Consider the following 24,292-nt stretch of genomic DNA (forward strand, 5'->3'; position numbering starts at 1 on the left):
CTCAATCCGCCTGCATCGCTTCGAGCTGCTCGGAGATTTCGAGCCAGCGCAGCTCGGCGTCGTCGACCCAGCCGGCGAGTTCCGCCTGGCGCTTCAGCAGCGTCTGCAGCTGGCCGGCTTCGGCGCCGGTGTAGAGCGCCGGGTCGGCGAGGCGCGCGTCGAGGAGCTTTTTTTCGCCGTGCCAGTTGGCGAGCTTCTTTTCGAGCTGCTCGAGTTCCTTGACGAGCGGGCGGCGCGCGGCGAGGCGCGCCTGGCGCTCGGCGGCGGACTGTTCGCGGTCGGCCTTGCGCGCCGCCTTGTCGGCGCTGCGGTCCGGGCATTTCGCCGCTGCGCTCGCCTGCGCGCGACGCTCGGCGAGCCAGTCGCGGTAGTCGTCGAGGTCGCCGTCGAAGGGCTGGATGCGGCCGTCGTCGACGAGCAGGAAGCGGTCGCAGGTCGCGCGCAGCAGCGCCCGGTCGTGCGACACCAGCACCATGCCGCCTTCGTAGTCCTGCAGCGCGAGCGTCAGCGCGTGGCGCATCTCAAGGTCGAGGTGGTTCGTCGGCTCGTCGAGCAGCATCAGGTTCGGCCGCTGCCAGATCATCAGCGCGAGCGCGAGGCGCGACTTCTCGCCACCGGAGAAGCTGCCGCACGGCGTCGTCGCCGGCGTCGAAGTGCCACCAACGCCGTCGCCGCGAAAATCGAAGCCGCCGAGGTAGTCGCGCAGCTCCTGCTCGCGCGTGCGCGGATCGAGGCGCGTCAGATGCTGCAGCGGCGACTCGTCCGGGCGCAGCGTTTCGAGCTGGTGCTGCGCGAAATAGCCGATCGCGAGGCCCTTGCCTTCGCTGCGGCTGCCTGCCGCGAGCGGCAGCTGGCCGGCGAGCAGCTTGATCAGCGTCGACTTGCCGGCGCCGTTGCGCCCGAGCAGGCCGACGCGCTCGCCGGGGCGCAGCGTGAGCCGCAGGCGCTCGAGCACGGTATGCTCGCCGTAGCGCACGACGCCGTCCTCGACCTGCAGCAGCGGATCGGGCGCCGGCGGGCCGTCGCGGAAGCTGAAGCTGAACGGCGTGTCGATATGCGCCGCGGCGATGCGCTCCATGCGTTCGAGCGCCTTGATGCGGCTCTGCGCCTGGCGCGCTTTCGTCGCCTTCGCGCGAAAGCGGCGGATGTAGTCCTCGATGTGCGCGATCTCGCGCTGCTGCTTGTCGAACAGCGACTGCTGCTGCGCGAGACGTTCGGCGCGCTGGCGCTCGAAGTCGGAGTAGCCGCCGGAATACAGCGTCAGCCGCTGCGACTCGATGTGCGCGATGTGCGTGACGCAGGCGTCGAGGAATTCGCGGTCGTGCGAGATCAGCACCAGCGTGCCGCGGTAGTCGCGCAGCCACTGCTCGAGCCACAGCACCGCATCAAGGTCGAGGTGGTTCGTCGGCTCGTCGAGCAGCAGCAGATCGGAGCGGCACATCAGCGCCTGTGCGAGGTTCAGCCGCATGCGCCAGCCGCCGGAGAAGTCCGACACCGGACGATCGGCCTCGCCCGGCAGAAAGCCGAGGCCGTCGAGCAGCGCCGCGGCACGGGCGCGCGCCGCGTAGCCGCCGATCTCGTGCAGGCGAGCGTGGAGGTTACCGATATGAGCGCCGATATGGGCTTCGCGATGAGCACTCTCATGCGCGTCGTCGTGCGCGGCTTCGGCCGCGGCGAGCTGCGCCTCGATGGTGCGCAGCTCGACGTCGCCGTCGAGCACGTACTCGATCGCCGGTTTCGCCAGCGCCGGAGTTTCCTGCGCGACGTGCGCGATCCGCCACCCGGCGGGGATCTCGAGATCGCCCTGGTCCTGGTGCAGTTCGCCGCGCAACAGCGCGAACAGGCTCGACTTGCCGGTGCCGTTGGCGCCGGTCAGACCGACCCGCCAGCCGGGGTGGATCTGCAAAGAGGCGGCATCGACGAGGATTTTGGCGCCTCGGGCGAGGCGGAGGTAGCGGAACTGGATCACTTGACATCCTCCCCGGCCTGAAGGCCGGAGATTCCTGCGGCGCTCAGGCGCGGCATTGAGCCGCCCCCGAGTCGCTTCGGTGGGTTCCTGCTGCTGGCGACATTACTGCACCGCTCACTTCACAGGCGAACCGGGCGTGCCCCGCCCTTAAAACATTGAGCGCGCCGACCACATCGGCGTTTTCCTCGAATCCGCAACCGACGCACGCAAACCGTTCCTGCGTGCGCCGGTTGTCCGCCGACACCTGGCCGCAGCACGGACAAGTTCGGCTCGTGTTCCGTGCCGCCACGGCGATGAGATGTCCGCCGTTCCATGCCAGCTTGTAGTCCAGTTGGCGGCGGAACTCGGCCCAGCCCTGGTCGAGGATGGCTTTGTTCAGGCCGGACTTGGCCCGAACGTTCTTGCCCAGTCGCTCGGCTGTTCCCACTGCCGATTTGCTCATATTGCGCACCTGCAAGTCCTCAATGGCGATCATGGCGTGGTTTTGGCTGATCGTCGTGGTGGCTTTGTGCAGGAAATCGCGGCGGCAATTGCCGATCCGGACATGAATGCGCTGGACGCGGGCCTTCGCCTTCTTCCAGTTGTTGCTGAACTTCGTTTTGCGCGACATCCCCCGCTGATACCGGGCCAGCCGTTGTTCGTGTTTCCTGAAGCTGTTGAGCGGGGCGATGTAGCTGCCGTCGCTCAACGTGGCGAAGCGGGCAATGCCGACATCGATGCCGATGGCGGTAGTCGCCGAGGGTAGGGACTGCTCGGCTTCGCGCTCCGTCTGGATCGACACATACCACTTGCCGCCTGACGAACTGAGGGTGACGTTCTTCACTGCCCCGAGCACATCCCGGCTGTTGCGGTAGCGCAGCCAGCCGAGTTTGGGCAGGAAGATGCGGCTGTGGCCCTGATCGAACTTGATCTGCTTCGGGTCGGGATAGCGGAAGCTGTCCGACTGGCCTTTCTTTTTGAAGCGCGGGAAGTCGGCCCGCTTGGCAAAGAAGTTGGTGCAGGCCCGCTCCAAATCCTTGAGCGCCTGCTGCAGCGGGTGAACCGGAGAGGCGGCCAGCCACACGGTTTCAGTGCTGTTGCGCCACTCGGTGAGCCGCTTGCACAGGCCCGCGTAACCAAGCTTCTTTTCGCCTTGCTCGTAGCGTTCCTTCTGCAACCCTAGCGCCTTGTTGAACACGAACCGGCACGAGCCAGCGAAGCGGCGCATTTGCCGCTGCTGCTCGCCACGGGGCATCAGTTCGTACTTGAAGGCTTGAAGGCGTTTCATGGCGATATTTTACCCGCACTCCCCTGAACGGCAAGGACGGCTACGCCGTCCGCGCTATCCTTCCCCGCCCTGGACGGCGGGGCTTGTCGCGCACCGGGTCAGCGAATCGAAGGGCAAAGGCGTTATTCTACGCATCCCCCAATCGACCGCTGCCGAATGCCGATGATCCCTCGCCTACTGCCGCTGCTGCTGGCTGTCGCGGCTGCGGCCGCCGGCGCCGCTGAAGCCGATCTCGAGCACGCCGAGCGCCTGCGCGACGAGGCCCGCGCGCTGCGCGCAGAGGCCGATGACGCGCTGCGTCGCGCCGAACCGGCGTGCTACGAACGTTTCCTCGTCAACCACTGCATCGCACAGGCGAAGGAACAGCGCCTCGACAAGATCCGCAAGGCACGCGCGATCGAAGCCGAGGCGAACCGGCTCGAACTCGCCGAAAAACAGCGCCAGGCCGCGCTGCGCGGCGCCGTGCCGCCGCCGGCGCCGCCGTCCGACGCACAGGCACCGCAACTGGTCGCGCCGCCCCCTGCCGCGCCGTCCGCCGACCCACAGATCACGCCCGATCCTGCCGCCGAAGCCACGCGACGGGAACGCGACGCGCAGGCTGCCCGGGATGCCGCCACCGCCCGTGACCGGCAGCGCGAGCAGGACGCGGAAAAAGCGCGCGAACGCTCGAAAGCCGAAGCGGAAGCCGCGAAGCGGGCCGAAGACGCGGCACGCGACCGTGCGCGCTACGACGAGCGGATCCGCAAGCGCGAGCAGGAAAAGGAAAAAGAAAAGGCCGGCAACTGACAGCCGCCCGGCGCGCGCCGCCGGGCGGCGCCCGCTACACGTCGCCTGTTTCCCGCTCGCCCGGGCTGAAGCTTTTCCGTCAGCCGGGCCGCCGGTTCGCCCAGTCGAGCGCGTCTTCGAGCCGGTCGTTGCCCCAGAAAAGCTCGTCGCCGACGCGGAACGTCGGCGCGCCGAACAGCCCGAGCGCGGTCGCCTCTTCGGTCTGGTGCCGCAGCGCGAGCTTGTTGTCGGTGGCGACAGCCGCTGCGAGCAGTTCGCCGGCCGGCAGACCCAGGTCGCGCAGGACCGCCTCGACGACTTCCTCGTCGCCGATTTCGCGATCCTCGGCAAAGTTCGCGCGCATGATCTCGCGCGAAAACGGCGCGATCCAGCCTTCTTCGACCCCCAGCAGCGCGACGCGCGCCGCGAGCAGGCCGTTGCGGGGAAAGCGGCTCGGCACGCGGAACGGCAGGTCGTACTTTTCTGCGAGCCGGGCGAGGTCGCGCCACATGTAGCGGCCTTTCGGCGGGTAGATATTGAACGGCGAGTCGTTCCAGCCGAGGGAGAGGAACACCGGCCCGAGCAGGAAAGGCCGCCACGCGACATCGACGCCGGCAGCGCCGGCGAGCGCTTCGACGCGCATTACCGAAAGATACGAATAGGAACTCGCGAACTCGTACCAGAACTCGACGCGGGGTCGCTGCATGGGAAGGTCCTCCGTTCCTGTGGGTGATCGACTTTAGCGCACCGGCACGGGCGCCGCTTCGGGAGACGGGCGGTTCGCGATCCAGATGCCGGCGCCGACAAGCGCGAGCGCGGCGAACACCGCCGGCGTCAGCGCCTCGCCGAGCAGGAGGCCGCCGGCGAGCACGCCCATCACCGGCGTCAGGAACGAGAACGACGACAGGCGCGTCGCCGGATACTGGCTGATCAGCCAGAACCACGCGACATAGCTCGCAGCGGCGACGATGACGGTCTGGAAGGCGAGGCTTGCCCACACCACTGTCGTCGGCGCAAACACGCCCGGCTCGCCGAACGCGAGCGACAGCAGCGGCAGCACCAGCGCCGAGATGCCCAGTTGATACAGCAGCGTTTTTTCGGCCGGCACGCGGATCAGCGGACTGACCTTGACGGTCAGCGTGGTCGCGGCCCACATGCTCGCGGCGAGCAGCATCATCAGGTCGCCGATCCAGGCGCGGCCGGACCCGAGCAGCAGGCTCTCGCCAAACAGCGTCAGCACACCGAGGAACGCCAGCGCCATGCCTGCCCACTGCGCGCGACGCATGCGCTCGTGCGGCAGCAGCCACACTGCGCCGAGCGCGACGAAGAACGGCGCGGTGTACAGGAAGATCACGCCGCGCGACGCAGTCGTGAATTCGAGCGCCCAGAAGATCAGCGCGAACTCGCCGGCGAACAGCAGACCGGCGACGAGGCCCGGCGCGAGCGTTCCGTCCGACGACCACAGCTTCACGCCGCGCGCGCTCGCCCACCCCCACACCAGCGCCGTCGCGCCGAGCGAGCGCAGACCGGCCTGCCATACCGGCGAAATGCCCGCGTTGGCAAGCTTGATCGCGACCTGCTGCAATCCCCACACCGTGCACAGCAGCACCATCAGTCCCATGGCAAAGCGATCGAGATGCGGGCGAGGGGGCATGATCGACCTAGTCGACGACAGTGACTCCGGGCGTACCGGAAGGGAACTGGAGGCGGGCGCGCAGCGCGCGGGTGACTTCGATGCGGCCAGCGGCGGTGACGCGCAGCGCATGGTCGATGTCGTAGCGGCGCGTGTATTCGCGCCAGTCGTCGCCGGCGATGAAAGCGGGCTTGCTCGCCACGTCGGACAGCGTACCGGCGTCCTTGCGCGGCGTGACCAGCACTGTCAGCGACTGGCTGTCGGTCGCGGGCATGCCGGTGCGCGGATCGAGCAGATGCGAATAACGGCGCCCCTCGAGTTCGAAATAGCGCTGGTAGTCGCCGGACGTCCCGATCGCCTCGCCGTCGTACAGCGGCAGCGTCGCGAGCGGTTGAGGCTCGCGCGGATGCTGCAGCCCGAGGCGCCACGGCGTGTCGCCTTTCTTGCCGAGCGCCATGACGTTGCCGCCGATATTGACGAGCGCGTTGTCGATGCCTTTGTCGCGCAGGATCGCGACGGCGCGGTCGAGCGCGTAGCCTTTGGCGTAACCGCCCAGATCGAGCTGCACGACCGGATTGCGGCTCTCGACGCGATTGCCGGTGATGACGAGGTCGGACATGCGCGGTCGCGCTTCGATCACCGTTCGCAGCGCCGCCGGATCGGGCAGGCGCGGCGCGAATTCGTCGGCATGGAAGCCCCACAGGCCGATCAGCGCGCCCATCGCCGGGTTGAACAGCCCGTCGCCGGTCGCGGACAGCTGCTGCGCGTCGGTCAGCATCGCGGCGAGCTCGTCGGACACCACGGCAGCCTCGCTACGCGCGATGGCCTCGTTCAGCGCCGTCAGCTCGGAAGGCTGCCACGCGTGGTAGGCGCGGTGCAGGCGGTCGAACTCCTGCAGCACCGCGCCCATCGCCTCGGCCGCGACCTCGTGCGGTTCGCCGTACACGGTGAGATCGACGCGCGTGCCGAACACATAGGCTTCCTGGTGGAAGAGCTGCGGCTGCGTGCAGGCCCCGAGGAGCGCGACGCACCACAGCGCGACCCATGCCGCACCGAGGCGGCCAAGCCTGTGCCACCCGCGCATCAGCTGCAAGCCTGTTCGAGTTTGTCGACGAACAGCCCGGCGACCGAAAAACCGGTCTGCGCGGCGATCTCGACGAAGCACGTCGGGCTCGTGACGTTGATTTCGGTCAGGTGGCCGCCGATGACGTCGAGGCCGACGACCATCAGGCCGCGCTGCCACAGGACCGGCGCGAGGAATTCCGCGATCTCGCGCTCGCGCTCGGTCAGCGGCATCGCCACGCCGCGCCCGCCGGCAGCGAGGTTGCCGCGCGTCTCGCCGGGTTTGGGAATGCGCGCGAGCGCGTACGGCACGACGTCGCCGCCGATGATCAGCACGCGCTTGTCGCCGTCCGCGATCGCCGGCAAATAGCGCTGCGCCATGATCGTGCGCGCGCCTTCGTGCGTCAGTGTCTCGACGATGACGTTGCGGTTCGGATCGGACGCCGTCACGCGGAAGATCTGGCTGCCGCCCATGCCGTCGAGCGGCTTGAGGATCACGTCGCCGAGTTCGTCGATGAAGGCATCGATGTCGGCAGCGTCGCGCGCGACCAGCGTCGTCGCGGTGAACTGCGGGAATTCGGTGATCGCGATCTTCTCGGAATGGTCGCGGATCGCGCGCGGATCGTTGAATACGCGCGCCCCGCCGGCGACGGCGCGTTCGAGCAGCCACGACGCAGTGATGTATTCGAAGTCGAACGGCGGGTCCTGGCGCATCACGACGGCGTCGAACGCGGCGAGCGGCAGCGACGCCTCGTCGCCCGCTTCGTACCAGCCGCGCTCGTCGGCACGGGTGTGGATCGCATGGCTGCGCGCGGCGACCACGCCTTCGCGCCACGTCAGCGCCTCGCGCTGGATCGCCGACACGCGGTGGCCGCGCGCTACGGCTTCGCGCATCATCGCGATGCTCGAATCCTTGTAGGCCTTGAGGCCGTGCAGCGGGTCGAGGATGAACGCAAGGTTCAGCGGGCGCGACGGCTGCACTTTCGGCTCAGGCACCGGGCGCTCGCCCGGGATTCGATCGAGGCTGCCCATTCACGCCGCCAGTTCGGCTTCGGCCGGCATCGTTTCCTCGATCTCGATCGAGGCGGCGAGCAGCGCGAGCCGGGCGACGACGCCGTACGCGTAGAAGCGGTTCGGCGCGGCGTCCGGCCCCTGGCGGCAGTCCGGCAGCGAGCAGCAGGTCTCGAACGCCAGCGGCTTGAAGTGCATGCCTGGCGCGTTGAGGTTCTCGTCGCGCGCGCGTTCGGTATGGACGCGGTAGAAGCCGCCCACGACGTAGTGGTCCATCATATAGACGACCGGCTCGGCGACCGCGTCGTCGACGGTCTCGAAAGTGTGCACGCCTTCCTGGATGATGACTTCGTGCACCTCGAGGCCTTCCTTGACGACGCTCATCTTGTTGCGCTGGCGGCGGTTCAGGCCGCGCACTTCGGACGCGTCCCGCACGGTCATGACACCCATGCCGTAAGTGCCGGCATCGGCCTTGACGACGACGAACGGCGTCTCGGTGACTTCATATTCACGGTATTTCTCGCGGATGCGTGCGAGCAGCCTGTCGACCTCGTCGGCGAGGTGTTCCTCGCCGGTGCGTTCGTGGAAGTCGATCTGGCTGCATACGCCGAATTCCGGGTTGATGCGCCACGGGTCGATACCGATGACTGAAGCGAAATCGCGCGCGACGCGGTCATAGACGGCAGCGTGGATCGACTTGCGGCGCACATGCCAGCCCGCATGCAGCGGCGGGATCAGCCACTGGTCGTCGAGTCCCTTGAGGATCGGCGGCACGCCGCCCGACAGGTCGTTGTTCAGCAGCACCGCGCACGGCTCGAAATCCGCGAGGCCGAGGCGCGCGCCGCGCCGTTCCAGCGGTTCGAGCGTCAGCGTACTGCCGTTCGCCAGCTCCAGCGTCGTTGGCGCAGTGATTTCGGGCAGCAGCGAGCCGAGACGCACGTCGAGCCCGGTGAGTTGCAGCACCGACACCAGCTTGGCGACGTTCTGCAGGTAGAACTGGTTGCGCGTGTGGTTTTCCGGGATCAGCAGCAACTGCCGCGCATCGGGACAGATGCGCTCGATCGCCGCCTGCGCCGCCTGCACGCACAGCGGCATGAAAGCATCGTTGAGGTTGTTGAAGCCGCCCGGGAACAGGTTCAGGTCCACCGGCGCGAGCTTGAAACCGGAGTTGCGCAGATCCGTCGAGCCGTAGAACGGTGGCAGGTGATCCTGCCACTGCACGCGCATCCAGCGCTCGATTTCCGTCGCGTGGTCGAGGAATCGCTTTTCGAGTTCCAAAAGCGGGCCGGTCAGCGCGGTAGTCAGATGAGGAACCATGAGCTTTTCTCGGGAAAGTCCGCGGGCGGACATGCCGCGGCAAATGAATTGCAAGCAATATTACACCAGCCGGCGTGGCACGCTCCCACGCCACTCAGACCGCGGCGAAGGCCCGGAAGTGCTCCGGCAGCGGCGCGTTTTCGAGGCTGCGCTGCGAAAAGAGGAAGCGGCCGTCGCAGACGAAGCCCAGATCGGCCCAGTCGACATCGTTCAGCGCATCGCGGAAAGCGGCGATATCGATGGCCGCGCGGCGCGGGAAAACCGCCAGCACGGCGCCATCGTAATGGCGGCATTCGTGCAGGAAGAACGGCCGCGGCGTGCGCGTGCGGCCATTGACGTACACGCGCGGCTGCGCCGACTGATGGTAGCCGCGCCCCCAGTGCCACCAGTTCGATTCGTCGAAAGGCTGGACGCGGCGCGCGATCAGCCGCGCCTTGTGCGCGAGCAGCGCCGGCGGCGGTGGATCGCCCGGCGCGATCCACAGCATGCGCCGCGTCTCGCCGGTCCTGACCGTCGCCGAGCAGACGAAATCCCGGTTCGCGCCCGCCGCGCCCGCGTACAGGTCGTCCGCGCCCGACACCGCGCCGACCTTGACGAACGCGACGTCCGACAGTCGCAGCGGATAGTCGCCGCGCGCGAACATCAGGTGCCCGGCGCATTCGACGAGGTGGCGAGCCTGCCAGCGCGGCGCGGCGAGTGCCGCGGCAAGCCGGTCGGCGACGCCGATCTGCGCGTAGCGCATGTCGCGCGCGAAGCAGTCCTTCTCGAAGCGCCAGATCAGGCAGTTCGGCACCGCGTCGTCGAACACCCGCGCGTCGCCCAGCTCGATCGCCTCGGTGATCGTGCCGGCAGCGAACAGCAGCCGGTTGAGCTTTACGGCAGAGGTCCCCTTGAGGAAGTCGCGCGGCGTAATGAAGATCAGCTCGCCGCCCGGCGCAAGATGGCGCACGCACTTCTCGATGAAGAACAGGTACAGGTTCGAGCGCCCGTCGAAATGTTCCGCGTGCAGCAGCCGTCGCGTCGCCGGCGGAATGTCCTGGAAGCGCACGTAGGGCGGATTGCCGATGATGGTGTCGAAGCGCTCGGCGACCGGATAGGCGAAGAAATCCTCGTTCAGCGCGCCCGGCGGGCAATGCGCGCGGTCGAACTCGATGCCCACGGCGCCGGGCAAGTGGCGCAGGAACGCGCCGTCGCCGCACGCCGGTTCGAGCACGCGGCCGCGATTGCGCCGCAGCGCAAGCATCGCCTGCACGACCGGCTCGGGCGTGAACACCTGGCCGAGTGCGGCGACATCACGCAGGCCGAGTTCGAGCTGCACGCTCATGCGCGGCAGTTCGCAGCGCCGGCACGGGAGGGCTGCACGGGTTTCATCGGGATCCTCGAGCTCGTATCGGGAAACGGCAAAGCCTGCGAAGATAAACTGCCGCGCAGGCCGATGCAACGCGCGCAGCGTCCGCGAGGGAACCGTCTTCCCCGCCGCACCTCTGACGTTCGATACCGGAGCCACGCATGGGACTGACCGCCGCAGACATCGAAGACCTGCGCCGCGCACGCGCGCTGCTCGAGAACCCCGGGCTGGCCGCGCGCATCAGCGACGTCGTCGGCTCGCCGATCGAGCGCGGCTTCGGAATGCTGCCGAAGAGCTGGAACGCAGCAGTGATGAACGCCACGCGCAAGGCGATCGAGACCGCGCTCGACGTCGCGCTGCGCACGCTGGAACGCGACCGGACCGAGACGCCGTCGACGACCTCGAACCGCTGGCACAAGCTCGCAGTCGGGACGACCGGCGCGGCGGGCGGGGCGTTCGGCCTCGCCGCGCTGGCGATCGAGCTGCCGCTGTCGACGACGCTCATGCTGCGCTCGATCGCCGAGATCGCGCGCAGCGAGGGCGAAGACCTCGGTTCGGCCGAAGCGCGCCTGCAGTGCGTCCAGGTGCTCGCGCTGGGCGGGAAATCCGGTCATGACGACGCTGCGGAGACGGGATACTTCGCGGCGCGCGCGGCGATGGCAAAAGCTGTCTCCGAAGCCGCGAGATACGCTGCGCAACAGGGGGTGATCGCCCGCGGCACCCCGGCGATCGTGCAGCTCATCACCCAGGTCGCGTCGCGTTTTTCGATCACCGTGTCGCAGAAAGTCGCGGCGCAGGCCGTGCCGGTCGTCGGCGCAGTCGGCGGGGCGCTGATCAACACCTTGTTCATCGATCACTTCCAGGACATGGCGCGCGGCCACTTCACCGTGCGCCGCCTCGAACGGGTGCATGGTGTCGACGAAGTCAGGCTCGTCTATAAGAAAGTGTGAAGTCCGCCGCCGGCCATGCCGCACACCGGCGATATTCAATATTCCCTTGGCAACATACGAGGAGGCAGCGATGGTCGTTCGTATCGTGCGGCTCGGCAAGCCGCGGGCCGCAGATGAAGGGCTGCGCATCGGGACCGTGCGCCGGCCCCCGCGCGGCGTGCCGAAAACCGACTTCGCGTCGCACGACTGGTACGACGTCTGGTATCCGAACCTTGCGCCGAGCGTGGCGACGATGAAAATGGCGCAACACGCGAGTACGCCTGCCGAATGGCAGGCTTTTGCCAGGCACTACCGCACCGAGATGACAACGCCGGACAACAGCCGCTCGCTCGACGTGCTCGCAGCCCTGTCACACCATGCGAATTTTTCCGTCGGCTGCTACTGTGCCGACGAATCGCACTGCCACCGCTCGATTCTTCGTGCGCTGCTGACCGAAAAAGGCGCGCAGGTGGATCCCGCGGGCTCCTGAATCCTGCGCCTGCTCGGCGGGGAAACCTGCCGGTTTTTTTACAGCTTCCACGGCGCCGGGACGATCATCGCCCTCAAGCGGCTGCGGGAACCAGCACGGGCGCATTGCGAGCGTCACCGGGGCGCTCGGAGCGGCCGGGGTTCGACCTCCCGGCCGCCACGTCGAGCCGGCTGAATCGTCCGGAGCAAATGTGCGAGCGCCGCAGTCCCGATGCCTTGTCGGCGATCGCGCGCAGCGGCGGTGTGGAAACTCCTGGTCAACGGACGGACTGAGGAATTCTGCGGACGTGCGCCGATCGAAGTATCAGGAGAGTGCGAAAGCGCAGGGACGCCGCCATCGCCGCGCCCGTTGACAATGGCATGAGTTCTCCCGCACAGCCCCCGAACGCGATCCTGCCGGCGGATCTGTCTCGACGCACCCTTGACGGCATTGCATCAGCGGAGGAACCTACCTGTTGTTAGACTCGACAAATACCCATTAAGCTGTACCCTTCACATGGCTTCTCACGGAGGGCCGCACTGGCGTGCCAGGCGACCACAGGCATGCAGAAAGCATTGCCTCCCGCTTCCCGTTTCTGTGCAGCAAGCCCTGTTCTGGAGCGATGGCAATGGATGCACGATCGAGTTCACAATGGAAAAGGCAGTACCAGCTGCCGCGCCTGATTCTTCTCGCACTGGCAGGCGTTTTTCTCGGCATCGTCGTCAACCCGGCGCTCGCGCTGTTGCCGGTCGCGCTCCACTTCCTTTTCAGGAGCTTCGGCACACGCGCCGGCTCCGCAGCGGAAGGTTCTTCAGTCCTGGTTGCCGACGATTCCCCGGCACATGTCCCGGGGATTCTCGTCGAGACCGAGCCCGAACGCACCGCTGAGGTGGCCCGCGCAATCGCGGCAGTGCCCGAGCTCGACATCTGCACGATCAACCCGGCGGGCAAGCTTGCCGTGATCAGCGACTGCACGCGCTTCTCCGACACGCTGGAACTGGTCGGCTGGATACGCGAACTCCCCGGCGTCGTGAGCGCGACTCCGGTGTACCACCGCGAACCTGAGGACGCAGCGAACGACCCGTCGCGCCGTTGCGCCGAAAAACGCCCCGCTCCTTAGCCAGCCCCTCGCCCGTGGCCGGGGCGGCCGGGATATATCCGTCGCTGCGTCACGCGACACAGGCTTCGAAGAAACGCCAGAAAAGCTTCAACGCGTCGGGCCCGCGGGGATCGGAGAAAGCCTGCTTCGCGGCCCCGCCGCTCCACGCATGGCCGAGCCCTGCGACGCGGACCATCCGCACATATGCGCGGCGGTCGCGCTTCCAGTCGGTGACCGCATACGGGTGCCGCGCCCCGCGCCGCGCCGTGCGGGATATCCCCGCCGAAGCCACGACCGGCGCCATCAGCCCGAGCCAAAGCGCGACTGATTCCTCGGCGTTCGCCGATGCGACGCTGCGATCGACGTCGCCATGGATCACGATCAATGGCGGCAGGCGGCGCCCGCCGAGCCGCTGGCGCAGCCCGGCGATTTCGGGCGAGCGCCGGCCGCGCATCGCGTGTCCCGCCTGCAGCGCCGACGACGCGCTGTGCGGCACAGCGCCGGAGTGCGTGCCGACGGCGGCAAAAAGCCCCGGATAACGCAGCGCGAGCGTCAGCGCCATCGCGCCCCCTGCCGACAGACCGAGCGCGAACACCCGGTCAGCCCGCAAGCGATGGACGTCGCAGACGTGCTCGACGATGGCTTTCAGGATCGCGGCCTCCATCGCCACGACAGGCTCGCGCCCGAACCAGTTCCAGCAGCGGTTCGGGTTCGCCTCGGACGCCTGTTCGGGCAACAACACTGCGTAGCCTCCGGCGCGGGCGTTCGCCGCGGCGCGGGTCGTCGCCGCGAAACTCGCCGAATCCTGGCCGCAGCCGTGCAACAGCACGACGAGCGGCAGCGGCCGGCGAACGCCCGGCGGCAGGTACAGGCGGTAGCGGCGCATCGCCATCGGCCCGAGGCCCCAGCGGCCGACTTCCCAACGCCCGCCGCCACGTGTCGCGGGAGGCGGCGTCGGCGTCGCGACGCCGGTCAACATCTGCGTCGCGGCTTTGCGCAGCGCCGGTCCGGCGCGCTTCGCCGTCGCCTTGCCGGCCGCCCGGTTGATCTTTCCCGACGCGCGGGCAGTCGTCCGGGCGAGATCGAACCAGACGCCGACCCAGCCGGATTTTCGTGCTCTCATCCGCGATTTCTCCCTGTGATGGCGACACCGGCGAATTGCGTTGCACCCTGCCGGGACGCCCGACGATAACCGCGATCACTGCGAATGCCCGCAAGCCTTTGTTTCATCCCCGCTGCGCTCCCCATGCTCCGCGCCCTCCGCGCCGCTCGCGCTTGCGCCGGCCCGCAGGCCGGATGGCGGCAGGTGGTCTAAGCTTCGGGAAGGTTTTCCGTCGTTGAAGGCGCGTGATCGTGCGGAATCGTGCCACCCCGCCCCCACGGAGGGAAAAGAATGAAAACGACAGCTTTCACGCTCGCGTTCGCAGCACTCGCGGCAGCCGCACCGGCCACTGCGGCCACACCGGCTGCGCCTGACGCAACCGTCAGGATCACTCCGCTCGGAAGCCACGACGGCGAATTCTGCGCGTTCGACCGCGCGATGGTCTTCGAGGACCCGGACGGCACCCGCGTCCTTTACGACCCCGGGCGCACGGTGCGCGGCGCGGACGACCCGCGGCTCGGGCAAATCGACGCGGTGTTGCTGACGCACGTGCATGGCGACCATCTCGGTGACGCCCACACGCCGGCGGCGAACGCAGGGGAATGCGGCAAACCGGATGCCTCGGTGAAGGTGACGCCGAATTCCAACACCGTGAACATCGCCGTCGGCAAGAAAGCGAAACTGGTCGTCGGCGGCGAGATGCACGGTTTTCTCGCCGCCCGCGTCAAGGCGGCGGGCGGCGACCCGAAGCAGGTCCAGTTGCTGCGCTTCGGCGGCAGCGCAAAAGTCGGCGGCGTCACCATTGCCAGCGTGCCGGCAGTGCACAGCAACGGCCTCGACCCGGCATTTCTCGACGACGGCCACGCCGAAGCGCTGAAAGCCGCAGGACTGACCGCTTACGTCGGCCCGCCCGGCGGTTACGTGCTGAAGTTCTCGAACGGCCTCGTCGCGTATCTGTCCGGCGACACCGGCGTGACGGCCGAGCAGGATCTCGTCGTCCGGCGCTTCTACAACGCCAAGCTCGCGGTGATCAACATCGGCGGCACTTTCACGACGGGCCCGGCCGAAGCGGCTCATGTCATCAACGAAATGGTCAAGCCGAACGCGGTGATCGCATCGCACGCGAACGAGGCGGCGACGCGCGACGGCCAGCTGCTGCCCGAGACGCGCACCGCGCAGTTCGGCAAGGCCGTGACGGCGCCGATGCGCGTGCCCTTGAGCGGCCGGACGATGACGTTCGACGCTGACGCGAAGTGCCTCTCCGGCTGCTGAACGTCAGTCGGCGGAGTTCGCGAGCCTGGCCAGATAGGCCCGGATCCGCTTCGCGTTGGCGCCGACGTCGCTGACGCCGACGCGTGATGCCGAGCGGACGTCGATGCGGCTGCCGCCCTCTGTCGGTGCGACGCGCGCGACGACATCGTCCCTGAAGCCGAACCACAGCGTCGTCGCCGTCGCTTCGATCCGTCCCGCGGCAGCATCCTGCGCGACGATCTCCCAACCCATCGCGCGCGCTCCCCGCAACGCGTGCGCGAAAGCGTCCGCGGGCGGCAGCGGCAGCACCAGCGGGCGGATGTCCGGATAGGCGCGGCGCTGCGCTTCGGCAACGGCGGGGCCGCCATGCTCGGGCGGATTTGACGCGTCGCCCCGCTGCGCCAGCACCGCGTCGAAAGCCGGCGGATTGTCGAGGTCGGTGCTGATGTCGTGAATCCGCGGCACTTGGCCGGCCGCCTGCATCCAGTACACCGGCACGGCCGCGACGGCGAGGCCGAGCACGAGCGCCGCGGCGAAGCTGCGCCCCTGCCCGGCGCGCAGCTTCGGCACGATCAGGCCGACGAGCGCAATCGCGGCCGCCGCGAGCCCGAAATACGCGGCCCATTTCAGGAGCATGAAGCCGGTCGGAAACGGCCACAGGCCGAAGCGCGTGCCCGAGCCGGACAGGAACAGCACCACGGCGGCGAGGATCGCGACGCCAAGCGTGAGGCGGGACAGCATCATGTCGAAGTCTCCTCGGTCAGATTCCCGCACCCGCGGTGCTCCCCGGCCAATCTCCTGCCCCCGCGAGCGTCCGGCCGCCGGAGTCGGACAGCAACTATAGGACACCGTCTCTGCTCCGGCTCCGTTTTTGTCAGGATCAGTGATCGCGGCGAGCCCGGAATCGGGAAAAAAGCGACGTCCCGAACGCTCGTCTTGCGTTACATCCATTGACTTTTGTCCTTGGTTTTATGTATCGTTTGCGCCGCTGATTGTTTGATATCAATCTTTTTGCTGCGTTGCGGTCACGTCATCGTGCGCGCGACGGCGAGCGCGGGGAAAACACCAGGTTCGATCCGTCACAGCGGCAACGACATCATCTCGACGAAGGAGGTTCGGTCAACATGAATGCGCGGGAACATGACGGCATCGCCCGCAGCGGCGCGCCGCTGCTCGAAGGCACCGCCCGCGTCGTCCGGATCACCGGCGCCGTCGCGTGGCTCGAGCCGGAACCGAGCGCCGGGTGCGGCAGCTGCGCGGCCGCGCGGAGCTGCGGTTCGGCGACATTCGCCCTCGCCAGCGGCGCCGGCACTTTCTCGCGCCGGATGGCGGCGCGCCGTTTTCCGGTCGACACGGGCGCCGACGGGCCGTGCCTCGAAGTCGGCGACCGCGTCGTCGTGGGCGTCGGCGAGGACGCGCTCGCGACGGCCGCGCTGACCGCTTACGCGCTGCCGCTCGCGATCATGCTGGCCGCCGGCGCCACCGCCGAGTTTGCAGCCAGCAGCGACGTGGCCACTTTCGGCGCGATGGCGGGCGGCCTCCTGCTCGGCCTCGCGATCGCCCGCCGCCTCGCGTCACGGCTCGCCGCAACCGGCAGCACCGTGCCGCGCTTCCTGCGCCACGCCGGGCGCGACCTTTCCCGCAACCCGGCCTGAGCGGGAGCACGCGATGCACGAATATGCGCTCCTGCTGCTGTCGACCGCGCTCGTCAACAACGTCGTGCTGGTCAAATTCCTCGGCCTGTGCCCGGCGATGGGCGTATCGAAAAGCATGGATGCCGCGCTCGGCATGGGGTTGGCGACGACTTTCGTCATCACGCTCGCGGCAGCGGCGAGCTGGATGCTCGAGCACTGGCTGCTGGCGCCGTTCGACCTCGGCTTCCTGCGCATCCTGAGCTTCATCCTGGTCATCGCGGCGGCGGTGCAATTCACCGAAATGGCGATCCGCAAGATGAGCCCGGCGCTGTACCAGAGCCTCGGCATCTACTTGCCGCTGATCACGACGAACTGCGCAGTGCTGGGCGTTGCGCTGCTCAACGTCCAGCAGGGCTACGGCTTCTTCAAGAGCGTGCTGTTCGGCTTTGGTTCGGCGCTCGGCTTCACGCTCGTACTGCTGATCTTCGCCGGCCTGCGCGAACGCCTCGCCCTCGCGTCCGTCCCGGCCGCTTTCGCCGGCGCCCCGGCCGCATTCATCACGATCAGCCTGCTGAGCCTCGCCTTCATGGGGCTGTCCGGGCTGGTCGCCACCTGAGGAGGAAACCCGTGCTTTTCGCCGTCGTCAGTCTGACCATTCTCGGCGCCGCGCTCGGCGTCATGCTCGGTCTCGCCAGCCGCTTTTTCGCCGTCGAGGCGAATCCGGTCGTCGCCGAACTCGAAGCGATGATGCCGGGCTCGAACTGCGGCCAGTGCGGTTTCCCCGGTTGCGCCGGGGCCGCAGCGGCAATCGCTGCGGGCACTGCGTCCCCGGCCTGCTGCCCGCCGGGCGGACGGGCGCTCGCCGAAACGATCGCCGCGCGGCTCGGCATCGCGGTCGACCTCGCCGGCCTGCGTGACGAAGGCCCGAAAGTCGCCAGCATCAGGGAAGAAATCTGCATCGGCTGCACGCGCTGCATCAAGGTCTGCCCGACCGACGCGATCCTCGGCGGACCGAAGCAGATTCACAATGTGCTGCGCGACGCCTGCACCGGTTGCGGCAGTTGCATCGAGCGCTGCCCGACCGAAGCGATGGCGATGCAGCCGTTGCCGGTCACGCTGCAGCAGTGGGTCTGGCCGAAGCCTGCGGCTTGCGCCTGAGGAAACGAAATGGGTTTCATCGACCGCTTCCTGCGCACGCGCAAATTCAGCCGCGGCATCCACCCCGAAGACCACAAGCGGCCGGCGGCGGACGCGCCGCTGCGCAAAATGCCGCTGCCGAAGCGGCTCTACGTGCCGCTCTTGCAGCACGTCGGCGCGCCCGCGCGCGCTGCCGTCGCCGTCGGCGACATCGTCAGGAAGGGACAGCGGATCGCCGCGCCCCAAGGCGCGATCTCCGCTGCGCTCCATGCGCCCACCTCGGGGCGAATCGTCGCCATCGGCGACATCGTCGCGCCCCACCCGTCCGGCCTGCCGGTCGCGGCGATCACGATCGAAAGCGACGGCCGGGACGAGTGGACGACGCTGACGGCGTGCACCGACCCGTTCGCGCTCGACCCGGCCGAGATCGGCCGGCGCGTTTCGGCCGCCGGCATCGTGGGCCTTGGCGGCGCGGCGTTCCCGTCGGCGGTCAAGCTCAGCGGCGGGCGCGAGGCGAACGTCGACCTGCTGATCATCAACGGCGGCGAGTGCGAGCCGTTCCTGTCCTGCGACGACCGGCTGATGCGCGAGCGCGCCGCCGACGCGATCGACGGCGTCGCGATCATGCTGCATGCAACCGGGGCCCGCGAGGCGCGCATCGGCATCGAGGACAACAAGCCCGAAGCGATCGCCGCGATGCGCGCCGCCGCGGCCGGACACCCCAAAATCCGGGTCGAACCGGTCCCGACGCGCTACCCGATGGGCTCGGAGAAACACCTCGTCCTCGCGCTCACCGGGCTCGAAGTGCCGGCGAACGGTCGCCCGGCAGATGTCGGCGTCGTCGTGCACAACGTCGCCACCGCGGTCGCCGTGCGCGATGCAGTGCGTTTCGGCCGGCCGCTGGTGTCGCGGCTCGTCACCGTCAACGGCGCGTGCGTGCGCGAGCCCGGCAACGTCGAAGTGCTGATCGGGACGCTCGCCGACGAAGTCGTGGAGTTCTGCGGCGGCCTGCGCGCGGATCGCGGGGCGCCGGCGCGCCTGCTCCTCGGCGGCCCGATGACGGGGATGCAAGTGCCTTCGCTGCGCGTGCCCGTCATCAAGGGGACCGGAGGCATCCTCGTCCTCGATGGCGACGAAGTCGGCTTGCGCGCGCCCGGCCCGTGCATCCGCTGCAGCACCTGCGTGCGCGCCTGCCCGGTCGGACTGTTGCCGCTCGAGATCGCCCGCCGCATCGGCGCCGGCGACTTGGACGCTGCGGTGAAGTTCGGCCTCAAGGACTGCATCGCGTGCGGTTGCTGCGCGTACGACTGCCCGTCACACATTCCGCTCGTGCAGTACTTCCATCACGCCAAAGGCGAGCTCGCCGCGCGGGACCGCCACAAGCTCCGCAGCGAAGCGACGAAGACGCTCGCGCAGGCGAGAGCCGAGCGGCTCGAACGCGAGACGCGCGAGAAGGCCGAAACCGCCGCGCGGCGCAAAGCGGGGCCCGACTCGCAACCGGCTCCGGCGCCCCGGCCCACCGGCGCCGCCGCACAACCGACAGGAGAATGCGCATGAGCAGGATGCCTCACGCATCGCCTCCCGCTTCGCCGCACGCGCATGGCGGCGCGTCGATAGCGCGGACGATGCGCCACGTGCAGCTCGCGCTGCTGCCGGCGACGCTGTTCGGTTTCTGGCTTTTCGGCTGGCCGGCGGTGCATCTTTTCGCCGTCACGGTCGGCGCGTGCGTGCTCACCGAGCTCGTCTGCCAGCGCCTGATGCGCGTCGAGAGCAGCCTCGGCGACGGCTCCGCGCTCCTTACCGGCTGGCTCCTCGCGCTGTCGCTGCCGCCGTGGGCACCGGCGTGGATTGGCGCGCTCGGCGGCTTCATCGCGATTGCGATCGGCAAGCAGTTGTTCGGCGGCCTCGGCCAGAATCTTTTCAACCCGGCGATGGTCGCGCGCGTCGCGCTGCTGGTGTCGTTCCCCGTCGTGATGACCCAATGGGTGGCGCCGCTGCCGATGACAGCGGACGGCGCGCCCGCCTTCGGCGAAGGGCTGTGGATCACGCTCGCGTCGCCGCCGGTTCCCGATGCGATTGCGTCGGCGTCGCTGCTCGGCCACGCCAAGACCGAGCTTTCCCGCGGCGTCGACGTGCTGCACGCGATCGGCGCGGCGACCGATCCGCTGTTCTCGTGGGTCGGTTCGCGCGCCGGCAGCCTCGGCGAAACGGGCGCGATCTTCCTTCTCGCCGGCGGTCTGTACTTGCTCGCAACCGGCGTCATCCGCTGGCATATTCCGCTCGCCGTGCTGGCCGGACTCGCGATCCCTGCGGCAATCGGTCACGCGCTCGATCCGGCGCATTACCTGCCGGCCTCCGCCCATCTGCTGTCGGGCGCAGCGATCCTCGGCGCGTTTTTCATCGCCACCGACTACGTGACGTCGCCGAACACCACTTTCGGGCAGCTCGTCTTCGGCTTCGGCATCGGGTTCCTGACGTGGATCATCCGCAGCTGGGGCGGTTACCCGGAAGGCATGGCGTTCGCCGTGCTGCTGCTGAACGCGCTGACGCCGGTCATCGACCGCTACTGCCGGCCGCGCATCCTCGGCAGGACTTACCGCGGCGCCCCGATCGACGCGGCTGCGCAGCGAGGTGTGAAGTGAGCGGGACGGATCGCGCTCCGGCGTTCGACGCGCTCCGCGAGACGCTGCCCTACCAGCCCGTGCTGCTCGGCGCGATCGCGCTGCTCGCCGGCACTGCGCTCGCGTGGGCGTTCGACGCGACGAAAGTGCCGATCGCCGCCGCGGAAGAAAAAGACCTGCGCCTGACGCTCGCCCAGGTGCTGCCGAGCGGCTTCGCCGACAACGACCTGCTGCGCGACGTCGTCGAGCTCGACGGCCCGAAAGGCAAGGTCACGGTACATCTCGCGAAGCACGCGGGCGCGCCGGTCGGGGCGGTGTTCAAGACCGCCGAGCGCGGCTACGCCGGCGACGTGACGGTGCTGATGGCCGTCGACGTGCGCGGCACGGTGCTCGGCGTGCGCGTCCTCAAGCACACCGAGACGCCCGGCCTCGGCGACAAGATCGAGACCGCGAAATCGCGCTGGATCGATAGTTTCGCGGGCAAGTCGCTCGCCGACCCGGCCCCCGCAAAGTGGGGCGTGAAGAAGGACGGCGGCGTCTTCGACGCGTTCGCCGGCGCTACGATCACGCCGCGCGCGGTCGTCAAAGCCGTCAAGGGCGGGCTCGACTTCTTCGCCGCCCATCGCAGCGACATTCTCGGAGACAAACCATGAACATCGGAGGCATCGTCCGGGATGGCCTGTGGGAGAACAACGTCGTCTTCTCGCAGATGCTTGCGTTGTGCCCGACGATGGCGGTCACGACGACCGGCACGAACGCGCTGGCGATGGGGCTGGCGACGACGGCGGTGCTCGTCGTGTCGAACGTCCTCGTGTCGATGATCCGCACGACGGTGAGCTCGCAGGTGCGCATCCCGGTCTTCGTCGTGCTGATCGCGACGCTGGTGACGATCGTCGATATGGCGATGAACGCGTGGGCGCACGAACTGCACAAGATCCTCGGCCTCTTCATCGCGCTGATCGTCGTCAACTGCGCGATCCTCGGACGCGCCGAAGCGTTCGCGAGCAAGAACGGCGTCGTCGCGTCGGCCTTCGACGGGCTGGCGACCGGGCTCGGCTTCACGCTCGCGCTGACCGTGATCGGCCTGATCCGCGAGCTCCTCGGCTCCGGCACGCTGTTCGCGCAGGCGAGCCTGCTGCTCGGGCCGGGCTTCGCGTTTCTCGAAATGCGTCTTCCCGAGTACGACGGCGCGCTGTTGATGATCCTGCCCCCGGGAGGCTTCGCGGTGCTCGGGCTGCTCCTCGCGGCCAAGCGTGTATTCGAAACACGGCGCGAAACACCGCGACAGGCAGTGCCGCAGGTGCCGGCATCCGCGCCGGCCGCTTGAAGGAGAAAACGGAAATGCCCATGAAAATCGGAGTCGCCTATTCGGAGCCGTCGCACCAGGTGTGGCTGAACCTCGAAGTCCCGGACGGAACCACCGTCGGCGCGGCAATCGAGCGCTCGGGCATCCTCGCGCAGTTCCCGCATATCGACCTGACGGTGCAGAAAGTCGGCGTTTTCGCGAAAGTCGTGAAACTCGACACTCCGCTCAGGCACGGCGACCGGGTCGAGATCTACCGCCCGATCACGTGCGACCCGAAAGCGGTGCGCAAGAAAGCCGACGCGGACGACACGTCCGCGAAACCCGAAGCGATCCCGGCCTGACCGCCCGGGAAAAGCCCGGAATACCCGATCCCGTTCCCCATTTCCCCTATTTTCTTTGTGTATTCAATAAGTTTTTACGTTTGACGTCCATCAATTCGCCGGGAAATTTCCGTCTCTAAACTTTGCACTACCTCACAGGGGGTATTCAACTAACAAAAAATAGGCATTTCGATGAACAAAACGTTTTTGGCGGGCGCTCTTGCAGTTTTATCCGCGGGGAGCGGCGGCGCTGCACAGGCGGCCGATGTGACTTTAGCTGTCGGCCAGACCGGTGACTCGACAGCGGTTTATCGGGTCAGCACCCAGGTCGACTTCGGCAGCCGCTGGCTGCAGAGCAGCACGGGGCATCTCGGCGGTTACTGGGATGCCGGCTACACGTACTGGGAAGGCGACGAGACTGCCAGCAACCACAGCCTGTCCTTCAGCCCGGTGTTCGTCTACGAATTCACCGGCAAGACGTTCCGGCCTTATGTCGTGATCGGCATCGGGATCGCGGCATTCAGCAGCACCGAACTGGAAGGCAACGACCTCGGCTCGTCCTTCCAGTTCGAGGATCGCCTTGGCTTCGGCGTCCGCTTCGCCGACCAGGAACTCGGCGTGCGGGTGATCCACTATTCCAATGCCGGACTCAAGCAGCCGAACGACGGAGTCGAGACTTACACGCTGCATTACCGTTTGCGCTTTTGAAAAGGGCAAAGCGTCACGGCCGCCAGGACTAGAATGGCTGCCATGCTTGAACGGACAGGAAATCCGGTTTGTCGCGCCTGCGCTGGCTGATCATCGAAATCGGCCGGCGTCTTTGGGTGCGGGCGACACTCTTTGCCGTGGCCGGGATACTCACTGCCGCCACCGGAATCGTCCTCGCGCCGCTCATTCCTGCCGACTGGTCGGTCAAAATCGGGGCTTCGAGTATCGGCAACGTGCTGGAGATACTCGCATCGAGCATGCTGGCCGTGACGACGTTTTCACTGGTGACGATGGTGTCGGCCTACGCCACCGCATCGAGTGCGACGACGCCCCGGGTTGCCGATCTGCTGATACAGGACAGCAGCGCCCAGAATGCGCTGGGCACTTTCGTCGGCAGTTTCCTGTTCAGCCTGGTCGGCATCATTGCGCTTAACGCTGGCGTGTATGGAGACAGTGGCCGCGTGGTGCTGTTCGTCGGCACGATCGGGATCATCGGCGTCATCGTGCTCACCCTGTTAGCCTGGATCGACTTGCTGGCCCGTTTCGGGCGTGTCGGCGATGCCATCGAACGCGTCGAGGCTGCCGCAGGCCATGCCGTGCGCGCACGCTGGAAGCATCCATGCATCGGTGGGCGAATGCGGATCGGACCGCCGCCGACCGTCGCTTCCGTCACCAGCACCCGGATCGGCTACCTGCAGCACATCGACGTGGACACGCTGGAGCGGCTGGCTTGCCTGGCAGGCGGCGAAATCCATGTTGACGCAATCCCCGGGGACTTCGTCGATACGATCGTGCCGCTCGCCTGGTTCGATTTCGTACCGGATGACAAAGTCCTGGAGGCCGTACGCGATGCATTCAATGTCTGCGAACAACGCTCCTTCGATCAGGATCCTCGCTTCGGCGTCATCGTGTTGTCGGAGATCGCATCGAAAGCGCTATCGCCGGCCATCAACGATCCCGGCACCGCAATCGCGACACTCGCCGCACTGGCCCGCGTGCTCGCCGTCCTGGCCGACCCTCGAGACGAAGACAGCGAAATTTTGCATCCCCACGTTTTCATCCCGCCGCTCGCGATCGAAGATCTTTTCAACGATGCGTTCTCGCCCATTTCCGAAGCCGGAGCCGGGACGCTGGCAGTGGGCATCCGGCTGCAAAAAACCTTGCGGTCGCTGTCCCGCCTGGCCCACCCGGCCTTTCCGGCTGCGGCGCGACAACAGTCGCAACTGGCACTCGGGCGTGCCCGACACGCCCTGCCACTGGAAGAAGACGTGGCAAAGATCGAACAGCTCGCAGCGGCCCTCGGATAATCCCCTGGACTATGCGCACTGCGGCAGCTCCATAAGG

At 67.8% G+C, this 24,292-nt stretch carries 25 protein-coding genes; 15 read left to right on the forward strand and 10 right to left on the reverse strand.

The window, feature by feature from the left end:
- Nucleotide 1: 1 nt before the first annotated feature.
- A complete protein-coding gene (locus EBN1_RS07190) occupies nucleotides 2-1,969 on the reverse strand; it encodes an ATP-binding cassette domain-containing protein (protein ID WP_011237272.1) in 1,968 nt (655 codons plus the stop codon).
- Between the two features lie 43 nt (nucleotides 1,970-2,012).
- Entirely contained in the window at nucleotides 2,013-3,236 is a 1,224-nt protein-coding gene (locus EBN1_RS07195) for an RNA-guided endonuclease InsQ/TnpB family protein (protein WP_011237273.1), read from the reverse strand.
- A gap of 162 nt (nucleotides 3,237-3,398) precedes the next feature.
- Here EBN1_RS07195 and EBN1_RS07200 point away from each other — a divergent pair, with 162 nt between their 5' ends.
- Nucleotides 3,399-4,022 (forward strand): hypothetical protein, encoded by a 624-nt coding sequence (locus EBN1_RS07200; RefSeq protein ID WP_241762823.1) that lies wholly within the window; start codon nucleotides 3,399-3,401, stop codon nucleotides 4,020-4,022.
- A 79-nt stretch (nucleotides 4,023-4,101) separates the two neighbouring features.
- Here EBN1_RS07200 and EBN1_RS07205 read toward each other — a convergent pair whose 3' ends face one another.
- The 6 genes from EBN1_RS07205 to EBN1_RS07230 form a co-directional block, all read right to left on the reverse strand.
- Nucleotides 4,102-4,707, reverse strand: coding sequence for a 2-hydroxychromene-2-carboxylate isomerase (locus EBN1_RS07205; protein ID WP_011237276.1), 606 nt, complete (start codon nucleotides 4,705-4,707; stop codon nucleotides 4,102-4,104).
- Between the two features lie 33 nt (nucleotides 4,708-4,740).
- Nucleotides 4,741-5,655: a DMT family transporter gene (locus EBN1_RS07210; RefSeq protein ID WP_041645970.1), complete on the reverse strand. Its 915-nt coding sequence runs from the start codon at nucleotides 5,653-5,655 to the stop codon at nucleotides 4,741-4,743.
- Between the two features lie 7 nt (nucleotides 5,656-5,662).
- Nucleotides 5,663-6,718: an FAD:protein FMN transferase gene (locus tag EBN1_RS07215; protein WP_011237278.1), complete on the reverse strand. Its 1,056-nt coding sequence runs from the start codon at nucleotides 6,716-6,718 to the stop codon at nucleotides 5,663-5,665.
- A complete protein-coding gene (gene gshB / locus EBN1_RS07220) occupies nucleotides 6,718-7,728 on the reverse strand; it encodes a glutathione synthase (protein WP_049780216.1) in 1,011 nt (336 codons plus the stop codon). The genes EBN1_RS07215 and gshB overlap by 1 nt, the downstream gene beginning before the upstream one ends.
- Nucleotides 7,729-9,024, reverse strand: coding sequence for a glutamate--cysteine ligase (gene gshA, locus EBN1_RS07225; RefSeq protein ID WP_011237280.1), 1,296 nt, complete (start codon nucleotides 9,022-9,024; stop codon nucleotides 7,729-7,731).
- A gap of 94 nt (nucleotides 9,025-9,118) precedes the next feature.
- On the reverse strand, nucleotides 9,119-10,348 hold the full coding sequence (locus EBN1_RS07230) for an Eco57I restriction-modification methylase domain-containing protein (protein ID WP_011237281.1): 1,230 nt from the start codon (nucleotides 10,346-10,348) through the stop codon (nucleotides 9,119-9,121).
- A 185-nt stretch (nucleotides 10,349-10,533) separates the two neighbouring features.
- On the opposite strand from EBN1_RS07230, the gene EBN1_RS07235 reads away from it, so the two are divergent.
- The 3 genes from EBN1_RS07235 (at nucleotide 10,534) to EBN1_RS07245 (ending at nucleotide 12,890) form a co-directional block, all read left to right on the forward strand.
- Nucleotides 10,534-11,322 (forward strand): EcsC family protein, encoded by a 789-nt coding sequence (locus EBN1_RS07235; protein ID WP_011237282.1) that lies wholly within the window; start codon nucleotides 10,534-10,536, stop codon nucleotides 11,320-11,322.
- Nucleotides 11,323-11,392: 70 nt separating this feature from the next.
- On the forward strand, nucleotides 11,393-11,791 hold the full coding sequence (locus tag EBN1_RS07240; protein WP_011237283.1) for a DUF488 domain-containing protein: 399 nt from the start codon (nucleotides 11,393-11,395) through the stop codon (nucleotides 11,789-11,791).
- A 607-nt stretch (nucleotides 11,792-12,398) separates the two neighbouring features.
- Nucleotides 12,399-12,890 (forward strand): chaperone NapD, encoded by a 492-nt coding sequence (locus EBN1_RS07245; RefSeq protein WP_049780218.1) that lies wholly within the window; start codon nucleotides 12,399-12,401, stop codon nucleotides 12,888-12,890.
- Between the two features lie 49 nt (nucleotides 12,891-12,939).
- Here EBN1_RS07245 and EBN1_RS07250 read toward each other — a convergent pair whose 3' ends face one another.
- The gene (locus tag EBN1_RS07250) at nucleotides 12,940-13,992 is read right to left on the reverse strand and encodes an extracellular catalytic domain type 1 short-chain-length polyhydroxyalkanoate depolymerase (protein ID WP_011237286.1); all 1,053 of its coding nucleotides are present in this window, start codon (nucleotides 13,990-13,992) and stop codon (nucleotides 12,940-12,942) included.
- A 270-nt stretch (nucleotides 13,993-14,262) separates the two neighbouring features.
- On the opposite strand from EBN1_RS07250, the gene EBN1_RS07255 reads away from it, so the two are divergent.
- A complete protein-coding gene (locus tag EBN1_RS07255) occupies nucleotides 14,263-15,243 on the forward strand; it encodes an MBL fold metallo-hydrolase (RefSeq protein ID WP_011237287.1) in 981 nt (326 codons plus the stop codon).
- 3 nt (nucleotides 15,244-15,246) lie between these two features.
- On the opposite strand, the gene EBN1_RS07260 is transcribed toward EBN1_RS07255, so the two are convergent.
- Complete coding sequence (locus EBN1_RS07260; protein ID WP_041645972.1) at nucleotides 15,247-15,966, reverse strand: DUF1499 domain-containing protein; 720 nt, start codon at nucleotides 15,964-15,966, stop codon at nucleotides 15,247-15,249.
- Between the two features lie 380 nt (nucleotides 15,967-16,346).
- Here EBN1_RS07260 and EBN1_RS07265 point away from each other — a divergent pair, with 380 nt between their 5' ends.
- The 10 genes from EBN1_RS07265 (at nucleotide 16,347) to EBN1_RS07310 (ending at nucleotide 24,255) form a co-directional block, all read left to right on the forward strand.
- A complete protein-coding gene (locus EBN1_RS07265) occupies nucleotides 16,347-16,877 on the forward strand; it encodes a SoxR reducing system RseC family protein (RefSeq protein ID WP_011237290.1) in 531 nt (176 codons plus the stop codon).
- A gap of 13 nt (nucleotides 16,878-16,890) precedes the next feature.
- A complete protein-coding gene (gene rsxA / locus EBN1_RS07270) occupies nucleotides 16,891-17,472 on the forward strand; it encodes an electron transport complex subunit RsxA (RefSeq protein WP_011237291.1) in 582 nt (193 codons plus the stop codon).
- An 11-nt stretch (nucleotides 17,473-17,483) separates the two neighbouring features.
- Nucleotides 17,484-18,014 carry an RnfABCDGE type electron transport complex subunit B gene (locus EBN1_RS07275; protein ID WP_011237292.1) on the forward strand — a complete coding sequence of 177 codons (531 nt, stop codon included), beginning with the start codon at nucleotides 17,484-17,486 and terminating at the stop codon, nucleotides 18,012-18,014.
- A 9-nt stretch (nucleotides 18,015-18,023) separates the two neighbouring features.
- Nucleotides 18,024-19,550, forward strand: a complete 1,527-nt coding sequence (gene rsxC, locus EBN1_RS07280; RefSeq protein ID WP_011237293.1) for an electron transport complex subunit RsxC — start codon at nucleotides 18,024-18,026, stop codon at nucleotides 19,548-19,550.
- On the forward strand, nucleotides 19,547-20,635 hold the full coding sequence (locus EBN1_RS07285) for an RnfABCDGE type electron transport complex subunit D (RefSeq protein WP_011237294.1): 1,089 nt from the start codon (nucleotides 19,547-19,549) through the stop codon (nucleotides 20,633-20,635). Before rsxC ends, EBN1_RS07285 begins: the two co-directional genes overlap by 4 nt.
- A complete protein-coding gene (gene rsxG / locus EBN1_RS07290) occupies nucleotides 20,632-21,267 on the forward strand; it encodes an electron transport complex subunit RsxG (RefSeq protein ID WP_011237295.1) in 636 nt (211 codons plus the stop codon). The genes EBN1_RS07285 and rsxG overlap by 4 nt, the downstream gene beginning before the upstream one ends.
- On the forward strand, nucleotides 21,264-21,941 hold the full coding sequence (locus EBN1_RS07295) for an electron transport complex subunit E (RefSeq protein ID WP_011237296.1): 678 nt from the start codon (nucleotides 21,264-21,266) through the stop codon (nucleotides 21,939-21,941). The genes rsxG and EBN1_RS07295 overlap by 4 nt, the downstream gene beginning before the upstream one ends.
- Before the next feature lie 20 nt (nucleotides 21,942-21,961).
- Nucleotides 21,962-22,261, forward strand: a complete 300-nt coding sequence (locus tag EBN1_RS07300) for an RnfH family protein (RefSeq protein WP_041645975.1) — start codon at nucleotides 21,962-21,964, stop codon at nucleotides 22,259-22,261.
- 246 nt (nucleotides 22,262-22,507) lie between these two features.
- Nucleotides 22,508-22,948: an acyloxyacyl hydrolase gene (locus tag EBN1_RS07305; protein ID WP_277813123.1), complete on the forward strand. Its 441-nt coding sequence runs from the start codon at nucleotides 22,508-22,510 to the stop codon at nucleotides 22,946-22,948.
- A gap of 68 nt (nucleotides 22,949-23,016) precedes the next feature.
- Nucleotides 23,017-24,255 (forward strand): DUF2254 domain-containing protein, encoded by a 1,239-nt coding sequence (locus EBN1_RS07310; RefSeq protein WP_011237299.1) that lies wholly within the window; start codon nucleotides 23,017-23,019, stop codon nucleotides 24,253-24,255.
- Nucleotides 24,256-24,292: the final 37 nt, after the last annotated feature.

Origin of the sequence: Aromatoleum aromaticum EbN1 (assembly GCF_000025965.1) — a bacterium.
In the GTDB taxonomy this organism is placed as follows: Bacteria; Pseudomonadota; Gammaproteobacteria; order Burkholderiales; family Rhodocyclaceae; genus Aromatoleum; species Aromatoleum aromaticum.